The sequence below is a fragment of the Acinetobacter sp. YH16032 genome (genome assembly GCF_013417345.1).
Taxonomy (GTDB): Bacteria; Pseudomonadota; Gammaproteobacteria; order Pseudomonadales; family Moraxellaceae; genus Acinetobacter.
Window position 1 is genome coordinate 498,202 of sequence record NZ_VPEE01000001.1, and the last position, 23,343, is coordinate 521,544.

The window sequence follows — 23,343 nt, forward strand, 5'->3', positions numbered from 1 at the left end:
ATCTCCTGATCATGGACAAAAAGCCATGGGTTTGTGGTTGAGAGAAGCATAAGCAAACTGTAAACTACAAGGCAAGCAAAAACGTTATTTTCTTTGTTAATAATATGAAGATAGCGTTTTAATTATCCTATTTTATCTTATAGAAGTGATTTATCAACTATGAAGCCGAATGATGTTGTTTCATCCCTGCCAAATACCCCGACGACTAACAATCCATCAGTCGATGCTGCGCAGCAAGAACAACAACCGGGCTTAGACTTTGTACGTCAAGTAATTACAGAAGATCTTGCAGCAGGGCGTACAGATAAAGTCGTGACGCGCTTTCCACCAGAGCCTAATGGTTATTTACACATTGGACATGTTAAAGCGATTTGCCTGAATTTTGGTATTGCAGAAGAATTTTCTGGTTTATGTAATCTTCGTTTTGACGATACAAATCCAGATGCAGAAGAACAAGAATATGTAGATGGTATTGCGAACGATGTTAAATGGCTCGGTTTCGACTGGAATGGTGAACCACGCTACGCATCAAGTTACTTTGATCAATTGTATCAATGGGCGATTCAATTAATTAAACAAGGTGATGCATATGTCGATTTGCAATCTCCTGAAGAAATTAAGCTGAATCGTGGAAATTTTGTAGAACCAGGTAAAAATTCTCCGCAACGTGATGCAACGGTTGAAGAAAACTTAGCACGTTTTGAACAAATGCGTAATGGTGAGCTTGGAGAAGGCCAAGCAGTACTTCGTGCCAAGATTGATATGGCATCACCGAACGTACATATGCGTGATCCAATTCTTTACCGTGTTTTACATTCTGAGCATCATCAAACAGGCGATACGTGGAAAATCTATCCAATGTATGACTATGCTCATCCTTTGTCTGATGCGATTGAAGGCATTACGCACTCGTTATGTACGCTTGAATTCCAAGACCATCGCCCGTTCTATGATTGGGTTGTCGCTAAGGTAAATTCTCCAGCAGTTCCACGCCAGTACGAATCAAGCCGTTTGAATGTTGATTACACCATCACCTCAAAACGTAAATTACGTAAGCTGGTCGAAGGTGGTTACGTCAATGGTTGGAATGATCCACGTATGCCTACAGTCGTGGGAATGCGTCGTCGTGGCTTTACTCCAGAAGGCTTACGTGATTTCTGTAAGCGTGTGGGCGTATCTAAAACTGATGGTATTGTCGATGTTGCAATGCTTGAATTCTGCATTCGACAATCATTAGAAAATACTGCTGCACGTGGTATGGCGGTATTGAATCCTCTTAAAGTGACATTGACCAACCTTCCAGAGGATATGGATTTAACACACGCACGCCATCCAAATGTTGATATGGGTGATCGTGTAATTCCACTGACTTCTGAATTGTATATTGATCGTAAAGATTTTGAGGAAGAGCCGCCTAAAGGGTTTAAACGCTTAATTCCTGGTGGTGAAGTCCGTTTACGTCATGCTTATGTGATTAAATGTGATGAAGTGATTAAGGATGAAAATGGCGAAGTTGTTGAACTGAAATGCTCTATCGATCCGCATACTTTAGGTAAGAATCCAGAAGGTCGTAAAGTCAAAGGTGTTATTCATTGGGTATCTGCAAATAAAGGGATTCCTGCTGAAGTTCGTATTTATGATCGTCTATTTACTGAAGCCGCACCTGATGCGGACGATGATTTCTTAGCGAATTTAAATCCAGATTCTCTAAAAATTGTTCAAGCGGTAATTGAGCCTGCTTTAGCTCAAGCGAAACCAGAAGATCGATTCCAATTCGAACGTGAAGGTTATTTTGTCGCTGATCAATTTGATCATACTGTTGAAAAACCTGTCTTTAACCGTATTTTGGATTTAAAAGATAGTTTTAAGCCTGCAAAATAAAGTTTGGTAATATCAAAAAAAGCCTGATTGATTCAGGCTTTTTTTTATTCAAATTTAGGTTAATAAATAATTTTTGTGATTAAATTCACATGATTAGATAAAGGTGAGTATTTAAGAATAATTTAATAAGTTATAAATAAAAACTAAAATAACATTATATTTCAAATATATATTTGACTATTTGGATTTTCAAGCGCATATTTAATTCAACCGAAAGGTTAATTTGAAACTTTGTTTTCCTCGAAACCCTGCTTAAGCGGGGCTTTTTTTTGCTTTAGTTTCTGATGTTGCTGTAAAGCGATATACACAGGGCCTTTCAGTTTGCGCTGATCATTTAACTTTTTCTTAATATAAAATACCAAAGCAAAACAGGTGGTTGCTAAAGTTAAAAGAAGACTATTTAAGTAGCTCATGAGTGAGCTGATATAACCAATAGTGGTGAGTCTATTCATCATTTTGATGACTTGTGGGCTACTTTCGATGCCCGTGATCGCCCAAGAACATAAGTGTTCACAATTATTAATAATGAGATGATAGTTATTTTCATGCATTCGAGAGCGCATTCGTCTTACGACAGCACGACCTGAATATTTGGGGGTGCTATAATGCCGAATCGTAATTTTTTTGCCATGTGCAAATTTTTGCAGAGATGTAATTTCGATCGGATGTTTTTTAAAGAGATGAGCAAAACCTGAATAATGAATAACACGACCCTTACCCACATAAATACCATGATGTGAATAACCAAAATGCTTAACAATTAAGTGAGCACCAAGAGGGAATGTTTTGACGTGTTTATGCCGCATTTATAAAATATTCCAATAACTTTACAGATGTACATTTATTGAAAGAGAGTCCACAGTATAACCGAATTGGAAATAAATAATGAGGTATAAATACAATATAAGCACTCTAAAAAAGGTGCCTAAATTTTTTATTCAACTCAAATGAAGTTATGAGAAGAAAGCATTTTGTGCTTCACAATTTTTAATTGCATCTTCTTTAGGAAGCTGTTTAATTTGCTCTTCAAACTCGTTTTTTTGACGATCTATGGCAGTTTGAGGAATACCGCTCTCTTTCGCTAATTTTTCAATGTTGCCCCAAACTTCCTCACATGCTGAAGGTAGCTTATTACAACCACTAAGCGATATGAAAGTCGCCCCTAAAATAATGAATAGAATATTTTTCATTGAATCCCCAAATGTATTTTTAATTATCCTATGAGCTTATCTTAATTGAACATTTTTAAATTGAACAGAAAATTTATCATAAAAAAAGCACTGTCTATGCAGTGCTTTTTTTCTTTACTGAAGGGTGATTTTGTTACTCAATAAATCAGTAAGATCTTTTTTTGAATAGCCACGCGAAATAAGAACTTTTTTGATTCCGCGGATTACATCTTCATCTGATGCCTTTTGTAAAGCCTCGATCAACTGATCGTTAGTCTTACATGAACAATCATTTTCAACACAAGCAATTTGATTTTTATGCTCGTTCTGCTGCGAATCTGATGAAAACAGCTTTTGCCAAAAACTCATAGAGCCTTCATTTGCAACCAAAGATAGGTCGAAATATAGTCGATTTAAAATTTAATGCAAGTTTGTAATCGTGATTTAAGGCACATTTTAAAATAAATATTTCGATGATAAACCTAAAGTTTAACGAAATTATGACATTGAAAAATTAAATTTTTCTTTATTTATATGATTTTTAAGTGAAATTCAAAAAGCATAAAAAATGGACAGTGTAAGAACTGTCCATTTAGTAAGAAATAAATTGATTAAATTTTCTCTAAAAGAACGCCTGACTCGACATGGTGGGTATAAGGAAATTGATCGAACAGCGCAAATTTAGTGATTTTATGAGTTTCCGATAACATCTTTAAATTGTCGTGCAAAGTATCTGGATTGCATGAAATATAAATAATACGGTTAAAGCGTTGAAGCAGCTTCAAGGTATCATCATCAATGCCTGCACGAGGTGGATCTACAAATACAGTATCGAAGTCATAACTTTGAATATCAATATTGGCTTCTTGTAAACGTCTAAACTCACGTTCTGCATTGAATGCTAAGGTAAAATCTTCAGCTGAAAGGCGAGCAACTTGAATATTATTAATTTGATTTTGCTCAATATTCCATTGCGCTGCATAAACTGATGATTTAGCCAGTTCTGTTGCTAGAACGCGATTAAACTTTAGCGATAATGGAAGGGTAAAATTACCATTACCGCAATAAAGCTCTAAAAGATCTTTATCACTGGTTTGAGCTGCATTACATGCCCACTCCAGCATTTTTTGACAAACTTGCGCATTTGGTTGCGTGAAGCTACTTTCAATTTGCTTATATTTGAATTTACGGTCAAATACTTGTAATTCTTCAACTACATATTCATCCGTCAATACAATTTTTTGACCACGGCTGCGACCAATAATCTTAATATTGAGTTTTGAAGATAAATTTTTTGCTAGTTGTTCCCAGTCTTGATCAAGCGGACAACGATAAATCAATGAAACCAGCATTTCACCGTTCAACGTAGAAAGAAAATGTACTTCAAACAGACGCTTAGAGAGCACTGCATTTGATTTTAGTTCAGACAGGAGAGCTGGCATTAAATCATTAATAGATTTATCCGCGATTGGAAACTCATCAACACGTACAACTTTCTTTTGAATACCATCTTCCGCGCGTTCAAACATGGCATAAAACATATCATCTTCTGTATGCCAAATACGGAACTCAGCTCGCATACGGAAATGTTTTTCAGGAGATGAAAAAACTTCTAGTTCAGGTGGTTGATATTCAGCAAATTGATTGCGGATACGTTCAATTTTTGCATCAAGTTGTTGTTGATAAATAGAAGTCATAAAAATCTAAAAAAACTAGCACAAAGCAGAGTGAATGGTAGCAAATAATAAGCCAACATTCTTCTAAATCTTTATGCTGTTGTGACTATCTTTTGGTGAGGTGCTCAACTAAGTAGTCGATGAACACTCGTACAGCTGGTAATAAACCACGGCGAGAAGGGTAAACCACATGAAAAATACCGTGTGGTGCATTCCAGTCAGGCAGAACCTTAACTAGACGCCCATCTTTAATATAATCTACAACAATACTGTCTGGGAGTAATGCTACCCCACAATTGTCACTTGCAAGTTGTGCAAGCATAAGTAAATCAGAGCCCATCACGACTGGACTCACTTTGACTTTAGTCGATTTGTTGTTTGAATCATGTAGTACGAGTTGTTGATCAGTATGTTCATCAACCATACTTAATATTCGATGATTTGAGAGTTCTTCAGGTTTTTTGATAGATCCAAACTCATTAAGATAAGCCTGGCTGGCGAAAAGATGTTGTTCAATATTTTCAAATTTTCGAATGACCAAACTTGGGTCATCATCCAAACTTGAGCGAACACGAAGCGCTAAATCAATTCCTTCATTGATGATATCGACACGTCGATTAGTAACCATCAATTGAACTTTGATTTCAGGATACTGCTTAAGGAAATTTGGCAGTATTTTGGTCATTTCATGCTGAGCAATTGATACGGGTAAACTAACACGAATTAAGCCTCTTGGTTGTTCACTTAAATGATCTACCAAATCATGAGCAGATTGGGCAGCATTCATCATTACTTGCGCATGGCGATAAATGTTCATTCCAATATCAGTGACAGCAAAATGACGTGAACTACGTTGAATAAGCCTTACACCGAGATTTTCTTCTAAATTATAAACACGTCGACTCAATTTTGATTTGGGAATGTCAGTTGCTCGCTCGGCAGCGCTAAAACCACCATGTTCGACAACAAGGGCAAAGCAATAAAAATCATCTAAATCTGAAAGCATGGATTCATTCCATATATGCGACGTTTTGTTAAAAAATACATTATTGTTCTGAATAGTCAATTGAGTTGCTGTGTTTTCTCTAAAATCTAAGGTTGTTATATGTAGTAATGAATAAAGAGGGCTATTTAAAAATCTAAAAGCAATGGTTAAACTTATGTTTTATAGCACGTAATACTTAAGGTTGACATGGCTTATACAACAATTGAACTTCAAGATCCTCAAGAAAATGTACAGTGCCCGCATTGTCAACACGCTGTTATCGACTGGAATGAAGAGCAATATATTCAACCTTGTGATCATACATTGTTTATTGCTATGGACTTGGGATTTGAATTTATTTCAGATGAATTTGAAGCAACTATGCCTCGCACAGTAGATGAAATTCATGCAGATGATGAAAACTCGGATGTGTTTACTGAGATTACACGTTCTGATTTAGCTCAGTTTAAAATTTATAAAGTTGCATTGGGTGTCGACAACCTCAATCGTTATATTGGTTTCCAATCATAATTTTTTTAATCACACGCATATGGTAAAAAGACTTGGGGTTACCTTGAGTCTTTTAATTTCTTTGTATTGGGTTATTGATTGCAAAGTTCTAAGTTTGTGTTAATTCATGATAAGTTCAATGCTTTGCATAAAGAAATCATGGCTATCATAAAACGCACTGATGGATATAAACATCTGATCTATTTTTGGATTGGTTCGTGTTTTATCGATCAACTTCACCTTAGATCCAAGTGAATTCTATCTAACCCACTTGGATTTCAGCATTAGGATGACTCAACCTGCTTTTTTTAGGGGTTGCAATTAAATAAGCCAATGTCAAAGGACCGAGACGACCCGCAAACATCAGTATCATGAGCATATATAAACTTGCAGGTTGTAATTCTGAAGTAATACCTCTAGATAATCCGACTGTACAAGCCGCGGAAACAGCTTCAAATAGTAAATCTAGAAAACGTTTATTAGGCTCTAAAATTAACAGCGTAAAGAAACCAATGAAAATGAGCATAGCAGTTATGCTAATGACCGCAAGAGCTTTATAGGTGACAGTTGCAGGAATCGAGTGTTTAAAAACAGTGACTTCGTCAGCTCGTCTCAAAAACGTGATCACACTTAATACTACAATAATAAATGTACCTACTTTAATACCACCAGCAGTACTTAAAGATCCGCCTCCAATAAACATTAATAGCATAGTCACCAAGGTTGCTGGATCACTCATACTGGCCATATCAATACTATTAAATCCAGAGGATCGCGGTACTGTGGCATGAAACCAAGCATTTAATGCTTGGTCTCCAATTGACATTGGGGCGAGGGTCAATGGATTATTTGCTTCTAAACACCAAATCATAATAAAGGCAAATAGATTGAGTCCTGCGATAGTAGAAAGAATGAGTTTGCTGTTTGTTGAGAGTTTTTTCCACTTATGAGCGCGTTTGATATCCATAAGTACCACAAAACCTATTCCACCAATGATATACAACATACTTATGGTCAGCGTTACAGCATATTGACCTGAAAAGCTCATTAAGCTGTTTGGAAAAAGAGAGAAACCACCATTATTAAATGCTGAGATACTGTAAAAGGCTGCATAAAACAGAGCATCACTAAAATCGTAGTATTGAAGCCATGTAAATGTCAGGATGAATGTTCCAATCCCTTCGAAAAATAGAGAATACAATAAGACGGCTTTAACAGTGAAAGAGGCCCTTGCTAAACTGGTTTGACCAATTGTTTCTTGAGCCATCACTTGTTGCTTTAAACCAAGTTTAGTGGAAAGGCTCAATGCAGCCAAAATTGCGAAGGTCATGAATCCTAAGCCACCACATTGGATGAGTAGCATAATGATGAGCTGACCAAAAGTCGTATACGCCTCGCCAATATTGACCACAGAAAGTCCCGTAATTGTCACAGCAGACGTCGCGGTAAATAAGGCTTCTAGCCAAGAGACATTTCCTTCGTGTGCAAAGGGAAGTTTTAGCAGTAATGTTCCAATGATAATAAAACTGAGAAAGCCCAAAGCAAGCAAACTTGGTGGACTCAAATTAATACTTTGCGTTTTTTTATTGATCAATTGATCATAAAATTTCATCATTTCGAAATAAATCTCGATGAGAGTTTACGTAAAAGATTGACAGGACCTTCAACAATTAAAATGTCATTTTTTTGCAGCAATGTACCAGGTGCGATGTCATAAATTACATGTGTGCCACGTTGTAATAGTAATGTTTGTACGCCGTCGCTGTGCTCCATGATATCTTTAAATTCTACACCTTGTAGTTTTTCACCTACTTCCACTTTGACAATGTAACGGTCATCATTCAACGCCATATAGCGTCTAACCATTGGATAGCTTAATGATTGTGCAACGCGAATACCCATGTCTTCTTCTGGATGAATAATTTGACCAATACCGAGATGCGTCAAAATCATATGATGGGCTTTCGATTTTGCTTTTACTAGGATTTTTTCTACGCCTAAATTTTTAAGGTTGAGGACACATAGAATACTGGCCTCAATATCTTCACCAATTGCGACAACGACGGCATCGCAATTCTGTACATTAAGTTCTCGAAGTACATGTTCATCTGTGGCATCGGCGATGACAGCATGACTGATGTTATCAGAGATATTTTCAACGTATTTTTTTTCAGTATCGATTCCAATCACATCATGTTTTAATTGAGTGAGTTCTAATGCAACTGTACCGCCAAAGCTGCCTAAGCCAATTACTGCAAATAGCGCCATTGAATATCCTAAAATTTTAAAGATCAGAAAGTAATGATTTGATTTTAATTTCGCTTTGAGTGAGTTTATCTTGTTGATCTGAGTTGATTCAATTCATTTGTTGAGGATTATTTGTGATCACTATAAAAATAGTAAATCGTGATTGAAATCAATGTCCATGAAAGTGCTAAGTAAATATAAGTTAAATGAATATGATCAATCATAAAGTTAGCATGAACGAAACTTGTTGTGATCACAATTGCCATCATATATATCAAGGTCATGCGATAACGATAAATAGGTGCTAATCCCAACATGATATAGGGGAGTGCTGCATAACCTAAAAAAAATAAAAACTTCGAGGAATTTGCTTAAGGTGGTAACTTCAGGATATAGATATTTCGAAATAAACAGAATTGCGGAAAAGATGATCCACATGAGAAAAGGAATTACTACAAAACTGAACCATATTTGCATGATTTATCTTAATATCTAAAATTTTAAAGTGATCGTTTTTTCTATCTTTCGATTTTAATTGTATATCAATTATTGAATTAAAAAAGCCTGTCAAAATGACAGGCTGTATTGATTTTATTTGAGGAAACGTTGATAACCAAGATTATTGGTAATTTCTTCGTATGGATAACTGATACTTTCTAAGGTCTCAACTAAACCATCAGGGTTTTGTTGTGCATCTTCCGCTTCAAGACCGACCAATACACGACCTTCTGCTGCACCGTGGTTACGGTAATGGAACAAGGTAATGTTATGCGTTGGACCAAGACGTTCCAAGAATGTTAATAATGCACCCGGACGTTCAGGAAATTCAACGCGGAATAAACGTTCATTTTCAATATCAGCATGACCACCGATCAGGTAGCGAATATGTAATTTGGCTACTTCATCATCAGATAAGTCATCAACATCGTACTGAAACTTTAATGTCTCGAATATTTCTTGACGTTCTTTTTCGCCGCTTTTTAAACTAATTCCAACAAATACTTGCGCTGCAGTCGCACTACTTGCACGGTAGTTGAATTCAGTAATATTTCGACCTTGAAGGGCACGACAGAAATTGAGGAATGCACCTTTTTGTTCAGGAATCGTGACAGCAAAAATAGCTTCTTTACGTTCACCTAATTCAGTTCGTTCTGCAATATAACGTAAACGGTCAAAGTTCATATTTGCACCGCATACAATTGAAACGATGTTTTTACCTTCTAAGCCGTGCTCAGCTACATATTTTTTAATACCAGCAAGTGCCATCGCACCTGACGGCTCAACAATACTACGGCATTCATCATAGGTGTCTTTAATTGCTGCGCATATTTCATCAGTATTCACAAGAACAACTTCTGGTTCTACGATTGGACCTGAATTGTCAGATTTTTGCAGACGAATCACTTCAAAAGGTTTTTCACCGATTTGCGCCACAGCTGTACCATCGGCGAATAAACCAACTGAAGGCAGAATCACACGTTCATTTGCTTCTAAAGCAGCTTTTAAACAAGCTGACTCGTCATATTCCACAGGTATAACTTTGACATGCGGTGCAACATCACCAAGATAAGCAGCAACACCTGCAATCAAACCGCCACCACCAACCGCAACAAATACATAATCCACATCTCGCCATTGACGTAAAATTTCATTGGCAATTGTACCTTGACCAGCCATAACGAGTTCATCGTCATAAGGCGGAATAAAAGTCATTCCTTCTTCTTGCGCACGTTGAATTGCGTATTTATTTGCGATGTCAAAAGAATCACCATGAAGTACGACTTCACCACCTAAACGCTTTACAGCTTGGACTTTAATGTCTGGTGTTGTCTTAGGCATCACAATAATCGCGCGAATTCCTAATTTTTTTCCTGAGAGTGCTACACCTTGAGCATGGTTACCAGCAGAAGCGGTAATAACACCTCGTTCTAGTTGAGCTTTAGGAAGTTGGCTGATTCTGTTATAGGCACCGCGGAGTTTGAAAGAGAATACGGGTTGTAGGTCTTCACGTTTAAAACGAATATTATTGTTAAGACGTTCACTAATTCGTGGTGCCGCTTCGAGTGGGGTTTCGATAGCAACGTCGTATACCGTTGCTTGTAAAATTTGTCGAACCAAACGAGACAGCATGTTAATTTTCCATCTAACAGTTTAAAATAGGCGCTTATTGTAACAAACCATAAGGCTTAGCGGTTTAAAATAACTGCAAAAGTCCAAATTAGTTGAGTGAAGTCATGAGTCTATATGCAACCCAAGATGAGAAAAAACAAGCAGCAGCACAAGCAGCTTTAAAACACTTACCGAAAGGGGGCATTTTAGGCGTAGGCACAGGCAGTACTGTTAACTTTTTGATTGATTTACTTCCTGAACTTCAATTAGAAGCTGCAGTTGCAAGTTCGGAAGCGACTGCGCAGCGTTTGAAGAAGCTGGGTATTGAAGTGGTAGATATGAACTCAGTGGGTGGTCTTGATGCATATGTAGATGGTGCAGATGAGATTGATCGTCATATGCACATGATCAAAGGTGGTGGTGCGGCATTGACACGTGAAAAAATCGTGGCATCGATTGCAAAAAAATTCGTCTGTATCGTAGATGATTCTAAATGGGTAGATCAGTTGGGGCGTGATTTTCCACTTCCTGTTGAAGTGATTCCAATGGCACGTTCTGCTGTTGCTCGTAAAATTGTCTCTTTAGGTGGCGACCCAGCGTACCGTGAAGGTGTAGTGACCGACAATGGTAACGTGATTTTAGACGTGCATAACTTAAATATCTTAAATGCACTTGAGCTTGAAAAAACATTGAATGATATCCCTGGTGTGGTATGTAATGGTATCTTTGCTTTGAATAAAGCAGACATTGCGATTGTTGCGACCAACAATGGTATTGAAGAGCGTACAGCGGTTTAATTTTAACTCCTTGACGAGCTAATGTCCCCCAAATCCCTCTTTTAAATAGAAGGGCTTTTCTTCCCCCTTTCTTAAAGGGGGATTGAGGGGGATTTAATAATTAAAGAATAACAATGACTTTATCCGAGCTTCCTGATATTGAAATCAACAAAAGTATTCGATCGAAAAGACTACGTCTACGTATAGATGGAACGTCAATTCGTGTGACTGCGCCATGGTTTTGTACCCATAAACAAATACAACAGTTTGTTCAAGATTCAGAAGCTTGGATTGTTCAAACTTGGCAGGCACAACAAAGTAAAATTCAACAGATTGATCGCGTTTTACCTTTATCTTTACAGTTATTTAATTTAGAAAATCCTATTCAAATTCAATATATTCAGCAGAAACTCAACTATAAGTTTGATTCAGTGATGAATGAGCTGTGTGTGAGTGATCGTCAGCCTGAACAATATTTAAAAGCCTTTGTTATTGATTATGCTAAACAGCATCTGCCTGTATATCTGGCTCAAGTATCTGATCAGTGTGGTTTAGCTTATCATGGCTGTAAGATTCGTCAGCCAAAAACGCGGTGGGGAAGTTGTACAGCACGTCATGACATTATGTTGAATAGTGCTTTGGTGCTTTTTCCTCAGGAAATAACACACTATGTTTGTGTGCATGAATTAGCACATACAAAGCATTTTGATCATAGTGCTCAGTTTTGGGCGGAAGTGGCGAAGTATGATCCAGATTTTAAACTTAACCGAAAAAAATTAAAAATAACGCCGTTGCCATATTGGTGGATGCATAATTAATTATTATGCTGGGATTGCTTTGTCGATATTAAAAAATCAATTGTTTAGCGCTAGTCAATTAGTCTGATCTGGCGACTGGTATTCTAAATTTTGGCTATCATGATTGCTCTGTTTGGTTAGTTTGTCTCTAATATGCTCATAAGACGAATTGGTGTGTGTTTTTTGATTCTAATTTTGTCTGTACCTGCTTTAATGCTTTATAGCATCCTCATGTATATTCTACTGAACCCGAGTAATCCTATTCACTATCATTGGACGAACTATTTATCGCTTTTTGGCGGGGCTATAGCGTGGTTGATATTATTGATCATGGCAACTTTATGGATAAATCAAAAAAGGATTTCTAAATTGCTTTCCGTGAGTGGAGGGTTATGTTCGGTATGGGGAGTAACTCCTTTTGTTGTGAAACAGGATCCGATCGTATTTCTTGCTCTCCCAGGGTTTATATTTGCACTGTATTTATGCTATTTGAGTTGGCAAGAAAATCAATGAAGTCACATGATAGACTTTATTAGATGCTTAACAGAGCCATCTAAATTATTAAACTTACAAAATAACAGCATTCCCATATGAAAGGGTTCAGAAAGTCACAAGTTCCTGTCATACTACTGCCTGTAACGAATACAGTCATTTAGAGGTAGATATCGTGATTTCAGTTGGTATTGTTGGTGGTACAGGATATACAGGCGTTGAACTTTTGCGTCTTTTGCTGCGACACCCAAATGTTCAAGTGAAAGCACTGACTTCTCGTACTGAGGCTGGTCGTCGTGTCGATGATATGTTTCCAAGTTTACGTGGTCATACCGATCTAGAGTTTTCAGATTTAAGCTTAGATTTATTAAAGTCATGCGATGTTGTGTTTTTTGCGACACCACATGGTGTAGCGATGAAACACGCTGAAGAATTAGTAGCAGCGAATACAAAAGTAATCGATTTAGCCGCTGACTTTCGTTTGCAGGATTTAGCGCAATTTGAAAAATGGTACGGTATGGAGCATGATTGTCCAGATCTACTTAAAAATTCAGTGTATGGGCTTTCTGAGCTCAATCGTGAAAAAATTAAACAAGCTCAAGTGATTGGTAATCCTGGTTGTTATCCAACGACAGTTCAAATTGGTTTGGCGCCTGTACTTAGATCTTCAGAAGTATTGGTAAAACCTGAAAGTATTATTATTGATGCAAAATCTGGTGTATCTGGAGCTGGACGCAAAGCAAGTTTAGGCATGATCTATACTGAAAATGCTGATAACTTCAAAGCCTACGGTGTAGCAGGGCATCGCCATCATCCTGAAATTGTTGAAGCGCTTGAAAATATATCAGGACAGAAAGGTGTATTTGACAATATCCTTTTTGTTCCACATTTGGTGCCGATGATTCGTGGCATGTTATCTACAATATATATCGACTTAACAGAAGCAGGTCAGCAAGCCGATTTGCAAACAATTTACGAACAGTTCTACCAAAACGAGCAGTTTGTTGATGTTATGCCGGCAGGAAGTTCACCAGAAACTCGTTCTGTTCGTGGATCAAATGATTTACGTATTGCGTTGTATAAACCACAACCAACAAAGTTAGTCATTTTAGTTGCCCAAGATAACTTGGTGAAAGGTGCAGCAGGACAAGCTGTTCAAAACATGAATTTAATGTTTGGATTTGCGGAAAATGCAGGCCTTAACGTGATTGGTTTATTACCATAAAAAACCTTTTTTGACTTCACACACATTTAACTTTGCAGTTAAATGTGTGTTTTGATTTTATAAATTAGAGATGACGATGCAAAACTCAGAATCAAATAATACGTCACAGCATAAAGATGAAAAAAATATCGGTTTTTTTCAATCGAATAAACCCCTTATGGCGGGTGGAATCATCTTATGTGCAGGCAGTTTACTTCTGGGCTATACGGTTGGTCATCGTCAAGGTCTAACTGTAGTTGGTTATGATGCTGACGCGGAACAATTGGTTGAAGTTGTCGAAAAACAAAAAAAAGAATTATCTGAGCTGAATAAGAAATTAAATACCTCAGTTCAAGAACGTGATGTTGCTGTAACTAACTCAAACGATATGTATGCTGCATTAAATCAAGCCAACGCTGAAAAACTTCAAATTGAAGGTCAGAGTGCGATTTTCCGAGAAGTGCTGAGACAACGTGGTGGATTGAGTTTAACTGTGCAAAATTTAGCTGTTAAGTCGCTTCCAGAAAATGTATATGAATATCAGGTTGATTTAGTTCAAGTCAGTCCGAATAAACGTAAAGCATCTGGTGAAATTGAAATCAGATTAATTCAAGGTACGGAAGTCTTGGTTGTTCCAATTTCAGAAAAATCATTCAATTTCGACCATTATCAGCGATTAACTGGTCGTTGGACCATGCCAAAAGGCTTTACGCCCCAATTTATTGAAATCCGTGTAAAAGGCTCAAGTGCTCAAACCAAGCGCTTTAGTTGGCAACGTGGTGAAGCAATCGAATCAACTGCTGCATTTGCAGCTGAAGTACCGCAAGCTGCGGCAAATTCTCAATAATAGATTATAGAGTGCTATGCGAAGTAATAAACGTCATAAATGTCTCAATGACATTAAATTATCATTTCAACAATCTGGATTGGTGGATTGGCACTTCAATCCACGATTGAGTGATGCACAAAATGATGAAGCCGATGGCGATTTAGCTGTAGCAACAGCACCACCGCAATTTAAGCGACCTCCCTTATACAATGTGGTATTGTTGAATGATGATTACACGCCAATGGATTTTGTAATTGAAATTTTACAACAATACTTTGCATTGAATCTTGACCAAGCTACCGAAGTAATGCTAACAGTACATTATCAAGGGAAAGGTATCGCAGGTGTCTATCCTAGAGACATTGCTGAAACCAAGGCGAATCAAGTCAACAATTATGCGCGCTCTCAAAGTCATCCATTGCTTTGCCAGATCGAGCCACAAGAATAAGGGGATCACATGCTCAGTCGTCAATTAGAAGTATCACTGCGTTTGGCTGTTAGCATGGCTCGTCAAAAGAGACATGAGTTTCTTACAGTTGAACATTTGTTACTCGCACTTTTAGATAATGATTCTGCCGTGAATGCACTAAAAGCCTGCGGTGCAGAAATTGTCAGTTTGCGTAAAGAACTTGAAGAGTATGTAGAGCAACATACGCCTAAATTAGGCGATAATGCTGAGCAAGCGCCTCATCCTACAGAAAGCTTTGATCGTATATTGCAACGTGCAATTTTCCATGTTCAGTCTAGTGGTGGAGATCGGACAGTTGAAGGTGCAGATGTACTGGTTGCAATGTACTCAGAAAGAGATTCATTTGCGGTTTATTTGCTAAAACGCCACCAAATCAATCGTCTTACTTTAACTCAATATCTTTCACACGGTGCGCGTAAGGAAGATGTTCCAGCTGAAGAAGAAACGGATGACTTAGATGGTGAAAACTCAGCCTCAGCAAATGCAGGTCCATTAGAACTTTATACCCTAAATCTCAATGCAGAAGCTTTAAAGGGTAAAACCGATCCTTTGATTGGTCGTGAAAAAGAAATTGAGCGTGCAGCTCAAATTCTATGTCGACGTCGTAAAAACAATCCGCTTTTGGTGGGTGATCCAGGTGTGGGTAAAACATCCATAGCAGAAGGTTTGGCTTGGCTGATTGTTAACCATAAAGCACCAAAGCCACTGCTGAATGCGGAAATCTATAGTTTAGATATCGGTGCACTTGTTGCAGGTACAAAATACCGTGGTGACTTTGAGAAACGATTAAAGCAATTGTTAAATGCCCTAAAGAAGAAGCCCGAAGCAATTTTGTTTATTGATGAAATTCATATGATCATTGGTGCAGGCTCAAGTATGGGTAGCACTATGGATGCATCGAATTTAATCAAACCTGCATTGGCAAATGGTACTTTACGTTGCATTGGCTCAACAACGTTTCAAGAATATCGTCAAGTTTTTGAAAAAGATCATGCATTATCACGCCGTTTCCAAAAAATTGATGTTAATGAGCCATCAATTAATGAAACAATTGATATTCTTCGTGGACTCAAGTCTAAATTTGAAGAATTTCATAAAGTTCAATATGATGATGCAGCTCTTGTTTCTGCGGTTGAGTTATCGGCTAAATTTATCAATGATCGCTTCCTCCCAGATAAAGCGATTGACGTAATAGATGAAGCAGGGGCACAACGACGTTTGAGAGCTGATCAAGATAACACTTTGATTACAGTTGAAAATATTGAAGATATTGTTTCGAAAATTGCACGAATTCCACCTAAAACTGTGTCTAAAGATGATAAATCTGTACTTGAGCACTTAGAGCGTGATCTTAAACGAGTTGTATTTGGTCAAGATGAGGCGATTACCGCATTATCCTCTGCAATTAAATTGTCACGAGCTGGGCTTAAAGCACCAGATAAGCCAGTTGGTAGTTTTGTATTTGCAGGACCTACTGGTGTAGGTAAAACAGAGGTAACAAAACAACTTGCAAAACTACTCGGTGTTGAACTAGTTAGATTTGATATGTCTGAATATATGGAACGCCATGCGGTTTCACGTTTAATTGGTGCACCTCCAGGTTATGTTGGTTTTGATCAAGGTGGCTTACTGACTGACGCAATACATAAAAATCCACATTGTGTATTGTTATTGGATGAGATTGAAAAGGCACATCCTGATGTGTTTAATTTATTGCTGCAAGTCATGGATCATGGTTCATTAACTGATAATAATGGTCGTAAGTCAGACTTCAGAAATGTCATTATTGTGTTAACAACGAATATTGGCGCTGAAAGTATTTCCCGTACAAGTATTGGTTTTACAGAGCAAGATAATAGTCGTGATAATCAGGAAGCAATGAAGAAGGCATTTACACCAGAGTTTAGAAACCGCTTAGATGGGGTTATTCAATTTAAAGCTCTACCTACGACAGTAATCGATTCTGTAGTAGATAAATTCCTTACAGAACTTCAAGCTCAACTTGATGACAAAAAAGTTGTTTTAGAAGTAGATCAGTCTGCACGAGATTGGTTAGGTGAAAATGGTTATGATCGTCTGATGGGTGCTCGTCCAATGCAGCGTTTGATTCAAGAGCATTTGAAAAAGCCGCTTGCTGAAATGATTTTATTTGGTGAGCTGGCTGAAAACGGCGGTAATGTAGCAGTAACAGTTAAAAAAGAAGATGGCAAAGCTGTTGGATTAAAGTTGGAAGTATTTGAAGATTCTGCAGCTGAACCAGCATAGTGTGTTATTAATTGTATTAAAGCCCGTTTATTTAAACGGGCTTTAATTTTTGGGTGAAAGTATGGACATACAAGTTACAAAAGTAATATCTACGACAGCTTTATTTTTTCTAACAGCACTGATGGAAATATTAGGGTGTTACTTTCCATATTTGATCCTAAATCAAGGGCGTTCGCATTGGTTGTGGCTACCCACTTTTGTCGCACTCGCTGCTTTTGTGTGGTTATTGACTTTGCATCCAGCAGCATCAGGCCGAATATATGCTGCATATGGAGGTATTTATATTTGTTCGGCATTGTTGTGGTTAAAGTTTGTGGATCAAATGGATCTTACTAAATGGGATATCATTGGTGGCGGAGTGGTTATTTTCGGGGCGCTGATTATCATTTTACAGCCACAAGGCTTAATTCGGTGAGTTGTTATAGGAGAAAGTCTGTTTAATTAAATTAATAATAAATCGACCTTGAATATTTTTGAGAAAAATTTAGAAGCCTATTTAATAAAATTTACATAAAGGCTTTTTAAATTGGCATGAAATAGGCATATATTTTCCGCCTATAATTTTGAAATGCTTCAGAGTTTCATCATTATTCGACAATAAACAATGTAATTAGAATAAGGATTTTTCATTTGTCTACAACATATTCCAAGCAAGAAAAAACCAGCCGTATCAAAGGAATTATTGGTGCAGCTTCTGGTAATTTAGTTGAATGGTTTGATTTTTATATATATGCAGTATTTGCTGTATATTTTACCCAAGCTTTAACTGCGCCAGATATGGATAGTTCTACCCAAGCCATCTATGTGTGGGGTGTATTTGCAGCAAGCTTTTTTATGCGACCTATCGGTAGTTGGCTTTTTGGTCGAATTGCAGATAAACACGGTCGAAAAAAATCAATGGTCATCTCAATTATATTGATGGCTATAAGTTCTTTCATGTTTGCAGCGTTACCAACGTATGAGCAAGTGGGTATGGCTGCACCGTTTTTATTATTAATGGTTCGATTGCTTCAAGGCTTATCCGTTGGTGGTGAATATGGTGCTGTGGCGACTTATATGAGTGAATTGGGTTTAAAAGGTCAACGTGGCTTTTTTTCATCATTTCAATACGTAACGCTCACGGGTGGTCAACTCCTTGCAAGTTTATTGGGTGTAATATTCTTAGCTTTTATGTCTGAACAGCAGCTTTATGATGGGGGATGGCGAATTCCATTTATTATTGGTGGTGTTGCAGCAATTTTATCTTTATTAGCGAGAAGTAGATTAGAAGAGACTTTATCCAGTGATGAAAGTGATAAAGAAGATTCTGGTACACTTCGTGAGCTTTTTAAAAATCACTGGAAAACTTTCCTTTTGGTAGTTGGTTATACTTCAGCAGGCTCTCTTAGTTTCTATGTGATTACAGTTTACTCAAAAACTTACCTTACCAATATTGGAATAGATCCTAAAACGGTAGGGTTGATGATGACAGCCTGCATTTTTGTACTCATGGTGGCGCAACCATTCTTTGGTGCATTATCAGATCGTATTGGTCGCAGAAATTCTATGCTGTTATTTAGTGGTCTGATGGCTATATTTATCTATCCAGTCATGGCAATTGGGATGAGATATTTCAGCGAAACTCCATTCATTGTCGCGATGCTACTGATTTTCCTGATGCTATTGCTAAGTTTGTATACCTCTATTGGCGGTATTGTAAAAGCTGAAATGTTTCCTCCGCATGTTCGCGCGTTGGGTGTAGGTTTCTCTTATGCGATAGGTAATGCCGTATTTGGTGGTTCTGCACCTTCTGTTGCCTTGCAGTTTAAGGCCGCAGGAATTGAAAATTCATTTTTTATTTACGTGATCATTATTTTAATCGTATGTTTCTTTTGTAGTTGGCAACTTCCAAAAGAACCTAAATATTTAAAAGATGATCATTAAGATTTAGAAAATAAAAAAGCACCCGAGGGTGCTTTTTTAGTGGATGAAATTAATCTTTTTTTAAGCTTTCATTGATGAGGAACTCAACAAGTGCTTTTTGAGCGTGAAGGCGGTTTTCAGCTTCATCCCATACCACAGCATTTTTATGATCGAGCATATTTTCTGAAATTTCTTCACCGCGATGGGCAGGCAAGCAGTGCATAAATAAACAGTCTGGATGAGCAAGATCCATTAGACGTTCATTGACTTGAAAATCAGCAAAAGCTTTTTCGCGAATTTTTTGCTCTTCTTCTTGTCCCATGCTGGCCCAAACATCAGTAACGATAAGGTCAGCATTCACTGCAGCATCTTCAGCAGAGTCTACAACTTCGGCGCAGTGCGCGAATTCAGAGAGAAATTCAAGTTTTGGTTCATAACCTTTTGGTGATGCAATCTTGAGCTTAAAGCCCCACATATGTGCAGCTTCGATATATGAGTTACACATATTATTACCATCACCAATCCATGCAACGGTTTTGCCTTGGATAGCGCCACGGTGTTCTACGAATGTTTGAACATCAGCAAGCAATTGGCAAGGGTGGTGATCATCGGTCAGTGCATTAATAACTGGGACTTTAGAATATTCTGCAAAACGTGTGACAATATCGTGGCCAAAAGTACGAATCATCACAATATCAAGCATGCTTGAAATAACGCGAGCTGAATCTTCAATCGGTTCGCCGCGACCTAATTGCGTATCCCGGGACGAGAGGAAAATTGCGCTACCACCAAATTGGGTCATACCCGCTTCAAAAGAAACACGGGTACGTGTGCTCGATTTTTCAAAAATCATTCCCATTACTTTACCAACAAAGGGTTGGTAGACTTCATGATTATGCTGCATGCGTTTTAATTCTATAGCACGATCAATAATGCGATTTAATTCTGCAGTTGAAAGGTCACGTAAAGTAAGAAAATGTCGTAGAGCCATGGTTACTCCACAATCATTGTTTCGTCAAAATAGTAAGTGAGACGACCAATAATTGTTGGTTGATGAAAAAAACGAGAATCGACTAATATACTATATGTAAAGAGAATTGCAAAAAAACTAGACTTTTTGGTGCCCATCTAGGAAGCGATCGACAGAATAGCTGATGTATTCGATGGTTTCTTGATCGGTTTCAAGTACTGGTATCCCCATTAAAATTTTCCATTCTAAATTTCTTAAGATTCCAAAATATAATTGAGCAGAAAATAAAGGATTTTCACATTTTAACACACCAAGTTTATGCGCATTTTCTAAGGCATTTGCGATCGCTAACTGGATATGTTTAGGACCTTTTTCGTGCAAATAAAAAGCAAGTTCTGGGTTTTTTTGGGATTGCTCAATCACGAGGCGCATAAAGGCAGTGTGATCTTCTTTTTTAATGTGGCGATGAAAGTTGAGTAGTGTATGTATTAGATAAGATCTAAAATCGCCATGATCTGGATCATATGCAACACAGATATCTTTAAAAAAGAGTTCACGTCGATAATCACATATAGCAGTAAAAAGGCCTTCTTTGCCGCCAAAATATTTATAAATAGATGCTTTGGAGCCTCCAGCATGTTGAACAATATCATCCAAAGACACAGCATCGTAGCCACGTTCCAAGAATAGCGTATTGGCGCTTAGCAATAATGCTAAACGTCGTTCTTGACCACGGCGAGTATGGGGCATATCACAACCAGAAGTTTCAATATGCGGAAATGGATGTTGCATGCAGTAACAATAGCGAAAATGAAATTGAAGATGGAGTATAACAAATTAAAGCACTTAACGCCTGACACTCAAAATAATAACAAAATCAAAAAATGAATGATAATTCATTTTTATATGACTAAAGTTTTAGAGCAAAAATACTAAACGGTCACATATCAAACTAAATTTATAGATATACTAAAAACTCGATAATTATAGTAAACACTGTGGAAAGGAATATGACAGAACAATCGTCTGCAGGCTTAAGATTTAGACAAGCATTAGAAGTGGAAAAGCCATTACAAATCATCGGAACTGTAAATGCATATGCAGCAATGATGGCAAAACAAGTTGGCTATAAAGCAATTTATCTATCAGGCGCAGGTGTTGCAAACTATTCCTATGGTCTTCCTGATTTGGGAATGACGAGTTTAGATAATGTGCTTGAAGATGTTCGTCGTATCACTGAACGTGTAGATACGCCTTTGCTTGTGGATATTGATACAGGTTGGGGCGGTGCATTTAATATTGCACGAAGTATCAAGCAAATGATCGCTGCTGGAGCTGCTGCAGTTCATATTGAAGACCAAGTTGCGCAAAAACGCTGCGGACATCGTCCGAATAAAGAAATTGTGTCACAACAAGAAATGGTAGACCGTATTAAGGCTGCTGTTGATGCAAAAACTGATTCTAATTTCGTGGTCATGGCACGTACAGATGCACTGCAAAAAGAAGGGCTTCAAGCTGTCATTGATCGTGCATGTGCATGTGTTGAAGCTGGAGCTGATGCTATTTTTGCGGAAGCGATGACTGACATAAAGATGTATAAAACAGTCTGTGATGCTGTTGGTGTGCCTGTGCTAGCGAATATCACTGAATTTGGTGATACCCCTTATTATACGACCGAAGAGCTAGCAGAACAGGGGATTTCAATGGTGTTATACCCATTGTCTGCGACACGTGCGATGCAGAAAGCAGCATTAGAAGTGATGCATTCAATTCGTAAAGACGGCACGCAAGTGAATGTTATTGATAAAATGCAACAACGAAAAGAATTATACGAGTTCCTTGATTATCATACTTTCGAAAACACACTAGATAAGCTATTCACTCAGGAGAAATAAAAAAATGGCTGAAGGAAAAGTATTGACTGGCGCAGGATTGCGTGGACAAGTCGCAGGTAAAACAGCACTTTCAACCGTTGGGAAAAGTGGTGCAGGCTTAACATATCGTGGTTATGATGTTCAGGATTTGGCGGAAAATTGCCAATTTGAAGAAGTTGCTTATTTAATTTTCTTTGGTGAACTACCTACGGCGCAACAACTTGCGGACTATAAAGCAAAACTAAAATCACTGAGAGCGTTACCGCAAGCATTAAAAGAAGTGCTTGAACGTATCCCAGCAGATTCACATCCTATGGATGTTATGCGTACAGGTGTTTCTATGTTGGGTAACTTAGAAACAGAACAGTCCTTTGGTGAACAGCAAGATATAGCTGATCGTATTTTGGCAACATTGCCAGCCATTATTTGTTATTGGTATCGATATAGCCATGATGGTGTTCGTATCGAAGAAAATACTGATGACGACTCAATTGGTGCTCAATTCTTGCATTTATTGCGTGGCGAAAAACCTAATGAATTGCATGAACAAGTCATGAATGTTTCTTTAATTCTCTATGCAGAACATGAATTTAATGCTTCAACATTTACGGCACGTGTGTGTGCTTCGACGTTATCAGATTTACATTCGTGTATTACAGGTGCGATTGGTTCTTTGCGTGGTCCACTGCATGGCGGTGCAAATGAAGCGGCAATGGATATGATTGAGCAATGGAAATCTCCTGAAGAAGCTGAGCGCGAAATGCTGGGTATGCTCGAACGCAAAGAAAAAATCATGGGCTTTGGTCATGCAATTTACAAAGACAATGATCCACGTAATGGGATTATTAAGGTATGGTCTGAGCGCTTGGCTAAGGACGTAGGAGATACTGTTTTATATCCAGTATCAGTACGTTGTGAAGAAGTCATGTGGCGAGAGAAAAAATTATTCTGTAATGCTGATTTCTTCCATGCTTCTGCTTATCACTTTATGGGTATACCAACGAAGCTATTCACGCCAATTTTTGTGATGTCTCGTGTAACAGGATGGGCGGCACATGTGATGGAGCAGCGTGCGGACAACCGTATTATTCGACCAAGTGCAGATTACACAGGACCTGAATTACGCAAAGTTGTACCAATTGAACAGCGTGCTTGAAAAGCATAATAAAAAGCTCCTTCGGGAGCTTT

22 protein-coding genes are annotated in these 23,343 nt (G+C 37.8%); 12 read left to right on the top strand and 10 right to left on the bottom strand.

Annotated features, from left to right (window positions below; genetic code table 11):
* The first annotated feature begins 159 nt into the window (after positions 1 to 159).
* A complete protein-coding gene (locus tag FTV32_RS02355; RefSeq protein WP_035263709.1) occupies positions 160 to 1,881 on the top strand; it encodes a glutamine--tRNA ligase/YqeY domain fusion protein in 1,722 nt (573 codons plus the stop codon).
* Between the two features lie 218 nt (positions 1,882 to 2,099).
* Here the strand turns inward: FTV32_RS02355 and FTV32_RS02360 are convergent, their stop codons facing one another.
* From FTV32_RS02360 to FTV32_RS02380, 5 genes are all read right to left on the bottom strand, one after another.
* Complete coding sequence (locus tag FTV32_RS02360) at positions 2,100 to 2,687, bottom strand: lecithin retinol acyltransferase family protein (protein WP_051586486.1); 588 nt, start codon at positions 2,685 to 2,687, stop codon at positions 2,100 to 2,102.
* A 147-nt stretch (positions 2,688 to 2,834) separates the two neighbouring features.
* A complete protein-coding gene (locus FTV32_RS02365) occupies positions 2,835 to 3,071 on the bottom strand; it encodes a hypothetical protein (protein ID WP_035263707.1) in 237 nt (78 codons plus the stop codon).
* 114 nt (positions 3,072 to 3,185) lie between these two features.
* Entirely contained in the window at positions 3,186 to 3,419 is a 234-nt protein-coding gene (locus FTV32_RS02370; protein ID WP_035263705.1) for a hypothetical protein, read from the bottom strand.
* A 242-nt stretch (positions 3,420 to 3,661) separates the two neighbouring features.
* Positions 3,662 to 4,747 carry a tRNA (uridine(54)-C5)-methyltransferase TrmA gene (gene trmA / locus FTV32_RS02375; RefSeq protein ID WP_180027792.1) on the bottom strand — a complete coding sequence of 362 codons (1,086 nt, stop codon included), beginning with the start codon at positions 4,745 to 4,747 and terminating at the stop codon, positions 3,662 to 3,664.
* A gap of 85 nt (positions 4,748 to 4,832) precedes the next feature.
* On the bottom strand, positions 4,833 to 5,732 hold the full coding sequence (locus FTV32_RS02380; protein WP_180027793.1) for a LysR substrate-binding domain-containing protein: 900 nt from the start codon (positions 5,730 to 5,732) through the stop codon (positions 4,833 to 4,835).
* A gap of 186 nt (positions 5,733 to 5,918) precedes the next feature.
* Between FTV32_RS02380 and FTV32_RS02385 the strand changes: the two genes are divergently transcribed.
* Positions 5,919 to 6,242, top strand: a complete 324-nt coding sequence (locus tag FTV32_RS02385; RefSeq protein WP_180027794.1) for a hypothetical protein — start codon at positions 5,919 to 5,921, stop codon at positions 6,240 to 6,242.
* Between the two features lie 241 nt (positions 6,243 to 6,483).
* On the opposite strand, the gene FTV32_RS02390 is transcribed toward FTV32_RS02385, so the two are convergent.
* The 3 genes from FTV32_RS02390 to ilvA form a co-directional block, all read right to left on the bottom strand.
* The gene (locus FTV32_RS02390) at positions 6,484 to 7,833 is read right to left on the bottom strand and encodes a TrkH family potassium uptake protein (RefSeq protein ID WP_180027881.1); all 1,350 of its coding nucleotides are present in this window, start codon (positions 7,831 to 7,833) and stop codon (positions 6,484 to 6,486) included.
* Complete coding sequence (locus tag FTV32_RS02395; protein ID WP_035263698.1) at positions 7,833 to 8,489, bottom strand: TrkA family potassium uptake protein; 657 nt, start codon at positions 8,487 to 8,489, stop codon at positions 7,833 to 7,835. Before FTV32_RS02395 ends, FTV32_RS02390 begins: the two co-directional genes overlap by 1 nt.
* A gap of 570 nt (positions 8,490 to 9,059) precedes the next feature.
* Entirely contained in the window at positions 9,060 to 10,598 is a 1,539-nt protein-coding gene (gene ilvA / locus FTV32_RS02400; RefSeq protein WP_180027795.1) for a threonine ammonia-lyase, biosynthetic, read from the bottom strand.
* Between the two features lie 104 nt (positions 10,599 to 10,702).
* Between ilvA and rpiA the strand changes: the two genes are divergently transcribed.
* From rpiA to FTV32_RS02440, 8 genes are all read left to right on the top strand, one after another.
* A complete protein-coding gene (gene rpiA / locus FTV32_RS02405) occupies positions 10,703 to 11,374 on the top strand; it encodes a ribose-5-phosphate isomerase RpiA (RefSeq protein ID WP_035263693.1) in 672 nt (223 codons plus the stop codon).
* A gap of 113 nt (positions 11,375 to 11,487) precedes the next feature.
* Positions 11,488 to 12,171 (top strand): M48 family metallopeptidase, encoded by a 684-nt coding sequence (locus tag FTV32_RS02410; RefSeq protein ID WP_180027796.1) that lies wholly within the window; start codon positions 11,488 to 11,490, stop codon positions 12,169 to 12,171.
* A gap of 646 nt (positions 12,172 to 12,817) precedes the next feature.
* Entirely contained in the window at positions 12,818 to 13,867 is a 1,050-nt protein-coding gene (argC, locus tag FTV32_RS02415) for an N-acetyl-gamma-glutamyl-phosphate reductase (protein WP_180027797.1), read from the top strand.
* A 76-nt stretch (positions 13,868 to 13,943) separates the two neighbouring features.
* Positions 13,944 to 14,693 (top strand): DUF6776 family protein, encoded by a 750-nt coding sequence (locus FTV32_RS02420; protein WP_035263690.1) that lies wholly within the window; start codon positions 13,944 to 13,946, stop codon positions 14,691 to 14,693.
* Between the two features lie 16 nt (positions 14,694 to 14,709).
* Positions 14,710 to 15,123: an ATP-dependent Clp protease adapter ClpS gene (clpS, locus tag FTV32_RS02425; RefSeq protein ID WP_035263688.1), complete on the top strand. Its 414-nt coding sequence runs from the start codon at positions 14,710 to 14,712 to the stop codon at positions 15,121 to 15,123.
* A gap of 9 nt (positions 15,124 to 15,132) precedes the next feature.
* On the top strand, positions 15,133 to 17,409 hold the full coding sequence (gene clpA, locus FTV32_RS02430) for an ATP-dependent Clp protease ATP-binding subunit ClpA (RefSeq protein WP_180027798.1): 2,277 nt from the start codon (positions 15,133 to 15,135) through the stop codon (positions 17,407 to 17,409).
* A 61-nt stretch (positions 17,410 to 17,470) separates the two neighbouring features.
* Positions 17,471 to 17,824, top strand: coding sequence for a YnfA family protein (locus tag FTV32_RS02435; RefSeq protein ID WP_092766358.1), 354 nt, complete (start codon positions 17,471 to 17,473; stop codon positions 17,822 to 17,824).
* A gap of 215 nt (positions 17,825 to 18,039) precedes the next feature.
* Positions 18,040 to 19,332 (top strand): MFS transporter, encoded by a 1,293-nt coding sequence (locus FTV32_RS02440; protein WP_092766357.1) that lies wholly within the window; start codon positions 18,040 to 18,042, stop codon positions 19,330 to 19,332.
* Positions 19,333 to 19,381: 49 nt separating this feature from the next.
* Here the strand turns inward: FTV32_RS02440 and argF are convergent, their stop codons facing one another.
* Together argF and FTV32_RS02450 are read right to left on the bottom strand one after the other, a co-directional pair.
* Positions 19,382 to 20,302, bottom strand: a complete 921-nt coding sequence (argF, locus tag FTV32_RS02445) for an ornithine carbamoyltransferase (protein WP_179998101.1) — start codon at positions 20,300 to 20,302, stop codon at positions 19,382 to 19,384.
* Between the two features lie 117 nt (positions 20,303 to 20,419).
* On the bottom strand, positions 20,420 to 21,073 hold the full coding sequence (locus tag FTV32_RS02450) for a TetR/AcrR family transcriptional regulator (protein WP_180027799.1): 654 nt from the start codon (positions 21,071 to 21,073) through the stop codon (positions 20,420 to 20,422).
* 218 nt (positions 21,074 to 21,291) lie between these two features.
* Between FTV32_RS02450 and prpB the strand changes: the two genes are divergently transcribed.
* Together prpB and prpC are read left to right on the top strand one after the other, a co-directional pair.
* On the top strand, positions 21,292 to 22,176 hold the full coding sequence (prpB, locus tag FTV32_RS02455) for a methylisocitrate lyase (protein WP_180027800.1): 885 nt from the start codon (positions 21,292 to 21,294) through the stop codon (positions 22,174 to 22,176).
* Positions 22,177 to 22,180: 4 nt separating this feature from the next.
* Complete coding sequence (prpC, locus tag FTV32_RS02460; protein WP_092766353.1) at positions 22,181 to 23,311, top strand: 2-methylcitrate synthase; 1,131 nt, start codon at positions 22,181 to 22,183, stop codon at positions 23,309 to 23,311.
* Positions 23,312 to 23,343 lie beyond the last annotated feature (32 nt).

Bases quoted from the DNA above. Each gene is read 5' to 3' on its own strand.
- FTV32_RS02355 (WP_035263709.1), top strand. From the start codon at position 160: ATGAAGCCGAATGATGTTGTTTCATCCCTGCCAAATACCCCGACGACT.
- FTV32_RS02360 (WP_051586486.1), bottom strand. From the start codon at position 2,687: ATGCGGCATAAACACGTCAAAACATTCCCTCTTGGTGCTCACTTAATT.
- FTV32_RS02365 (WP_035263707.1), bottom strand. From the start codon at position 3,071: ATGAAAAATATTCTATTCATTATTTTAGGGGCGACTTTCATATCGCTT.
- FTV32_RS02370 (WP_035263705.1), bottom strand. From the start codon at position 3,419: ATGAGTTTTTGGCAAAAGCTGTTTTCATCAGATTCGCAGCAGAACGAG.
- trmA (WP_180027792.1), bottom strand. From the start codon at position 4,747: ATGACTTCTATTTATCAACAACAACTTGATGCAAAAATTGAACGTATC.
- FTV32_RS02380 (WP_180027793.1), bottom strand. From the start codon at position 5,732: ATGCTTTCAGATTTAGATGATTTTTATTGCTTTGCCCTTGTTGTCGAA.
- FTV32_RS02385 (WP_180027794.1), top strand. From the start codon at position 5,919: ATGGCTTATACAACAATTGAACTTCAAGATCCTCAAGAAAATGTACAG.
- FTV32_RS02390 (WP_180027881.1), bottom strand. From the start codon at position 7,833: ATGAAATTTTATGATCAATTGATCAATAAAAAAACGCAAAGTATTAAT.
- FTV32_RS02395 (WP_035263698.1), bottom strand. From the start codon at position 8,489: ATGGCGCTATTTGCAGTAATTGGCTTAGGCAGCTTTGGCGGTACAGTT.
- ilvA (WP_180027795.1), bottom strand. From the start codon at position 10,598: ATGCTGTCTCGTTTGGTTCGACAAATTTTACAAGCAACGGTATACGAC.
- rpiA (WP_035263693.1), top strand. From the start codon at position 10,703: ATGAGTCTATATGCAACCCAAGATGAGAAAAAACAAGCAGCAGCACAA.
- FTV32_RS02410 (WP_180027796.1), top strand. From the start codon at position 11,488: ATGACTTTATCCGAGCTTCCTGATATTGAAATCAACAAAAGTATTCGA.
- FTV32_RS02420 (WP_035263690.1), top strand. From the start codon at position 13,944: ATGCAAAACTCAGAATCAAATAATACGTCACAGCATAAAGATGAAAAA.
- clpS (WP_035263688.1), top strand. From the start codon at position 14,710: ATGCGAAGTAATAAACGTCATAAATGTCTCAATGACATTAAATTATCA.
- clpA (WP_180027798.1), top strand. From the start codon at position 15,133: ATGCTCAGTCGTCAATTAGAAGTATCACTGCGTTTGGCTGTTAGCATG.
- FTV32_RS02435 (WP_092766358.1), top strand. From the start codon at position 17,471: ATGGACATACAAGTTACAAAAGTAATATCTACGACAGCTTTATTTTTT.
- argF (WP_179998101.1), bottom strand. From the start codon at position 20,302: ATGGCTCTACGACATTTTCTTACTTTACGTGACCTTTCAACTGCAGAA.
- FTV32_RS02450 (WP_180027799.1), bottom strand. From the start codon at position 21,073: ATGCAACATCCATTTCCGCATATTGAAACTTCTGGTTGTGATATGCCC.
- prpB (WP_180027800.1), top strand. From the start codon at position 21,292: ATGACAGAACAATCGTCTGCAGGCTTAAGATTTAGACAAGCATTAGAA.
- prpC (WP_092766353.1), top strand. From the start codon at position 22,181: ATGGCTGAAGGAAAAGTATTGACTGGCGCAGGATTGCGTGGACAAGTC.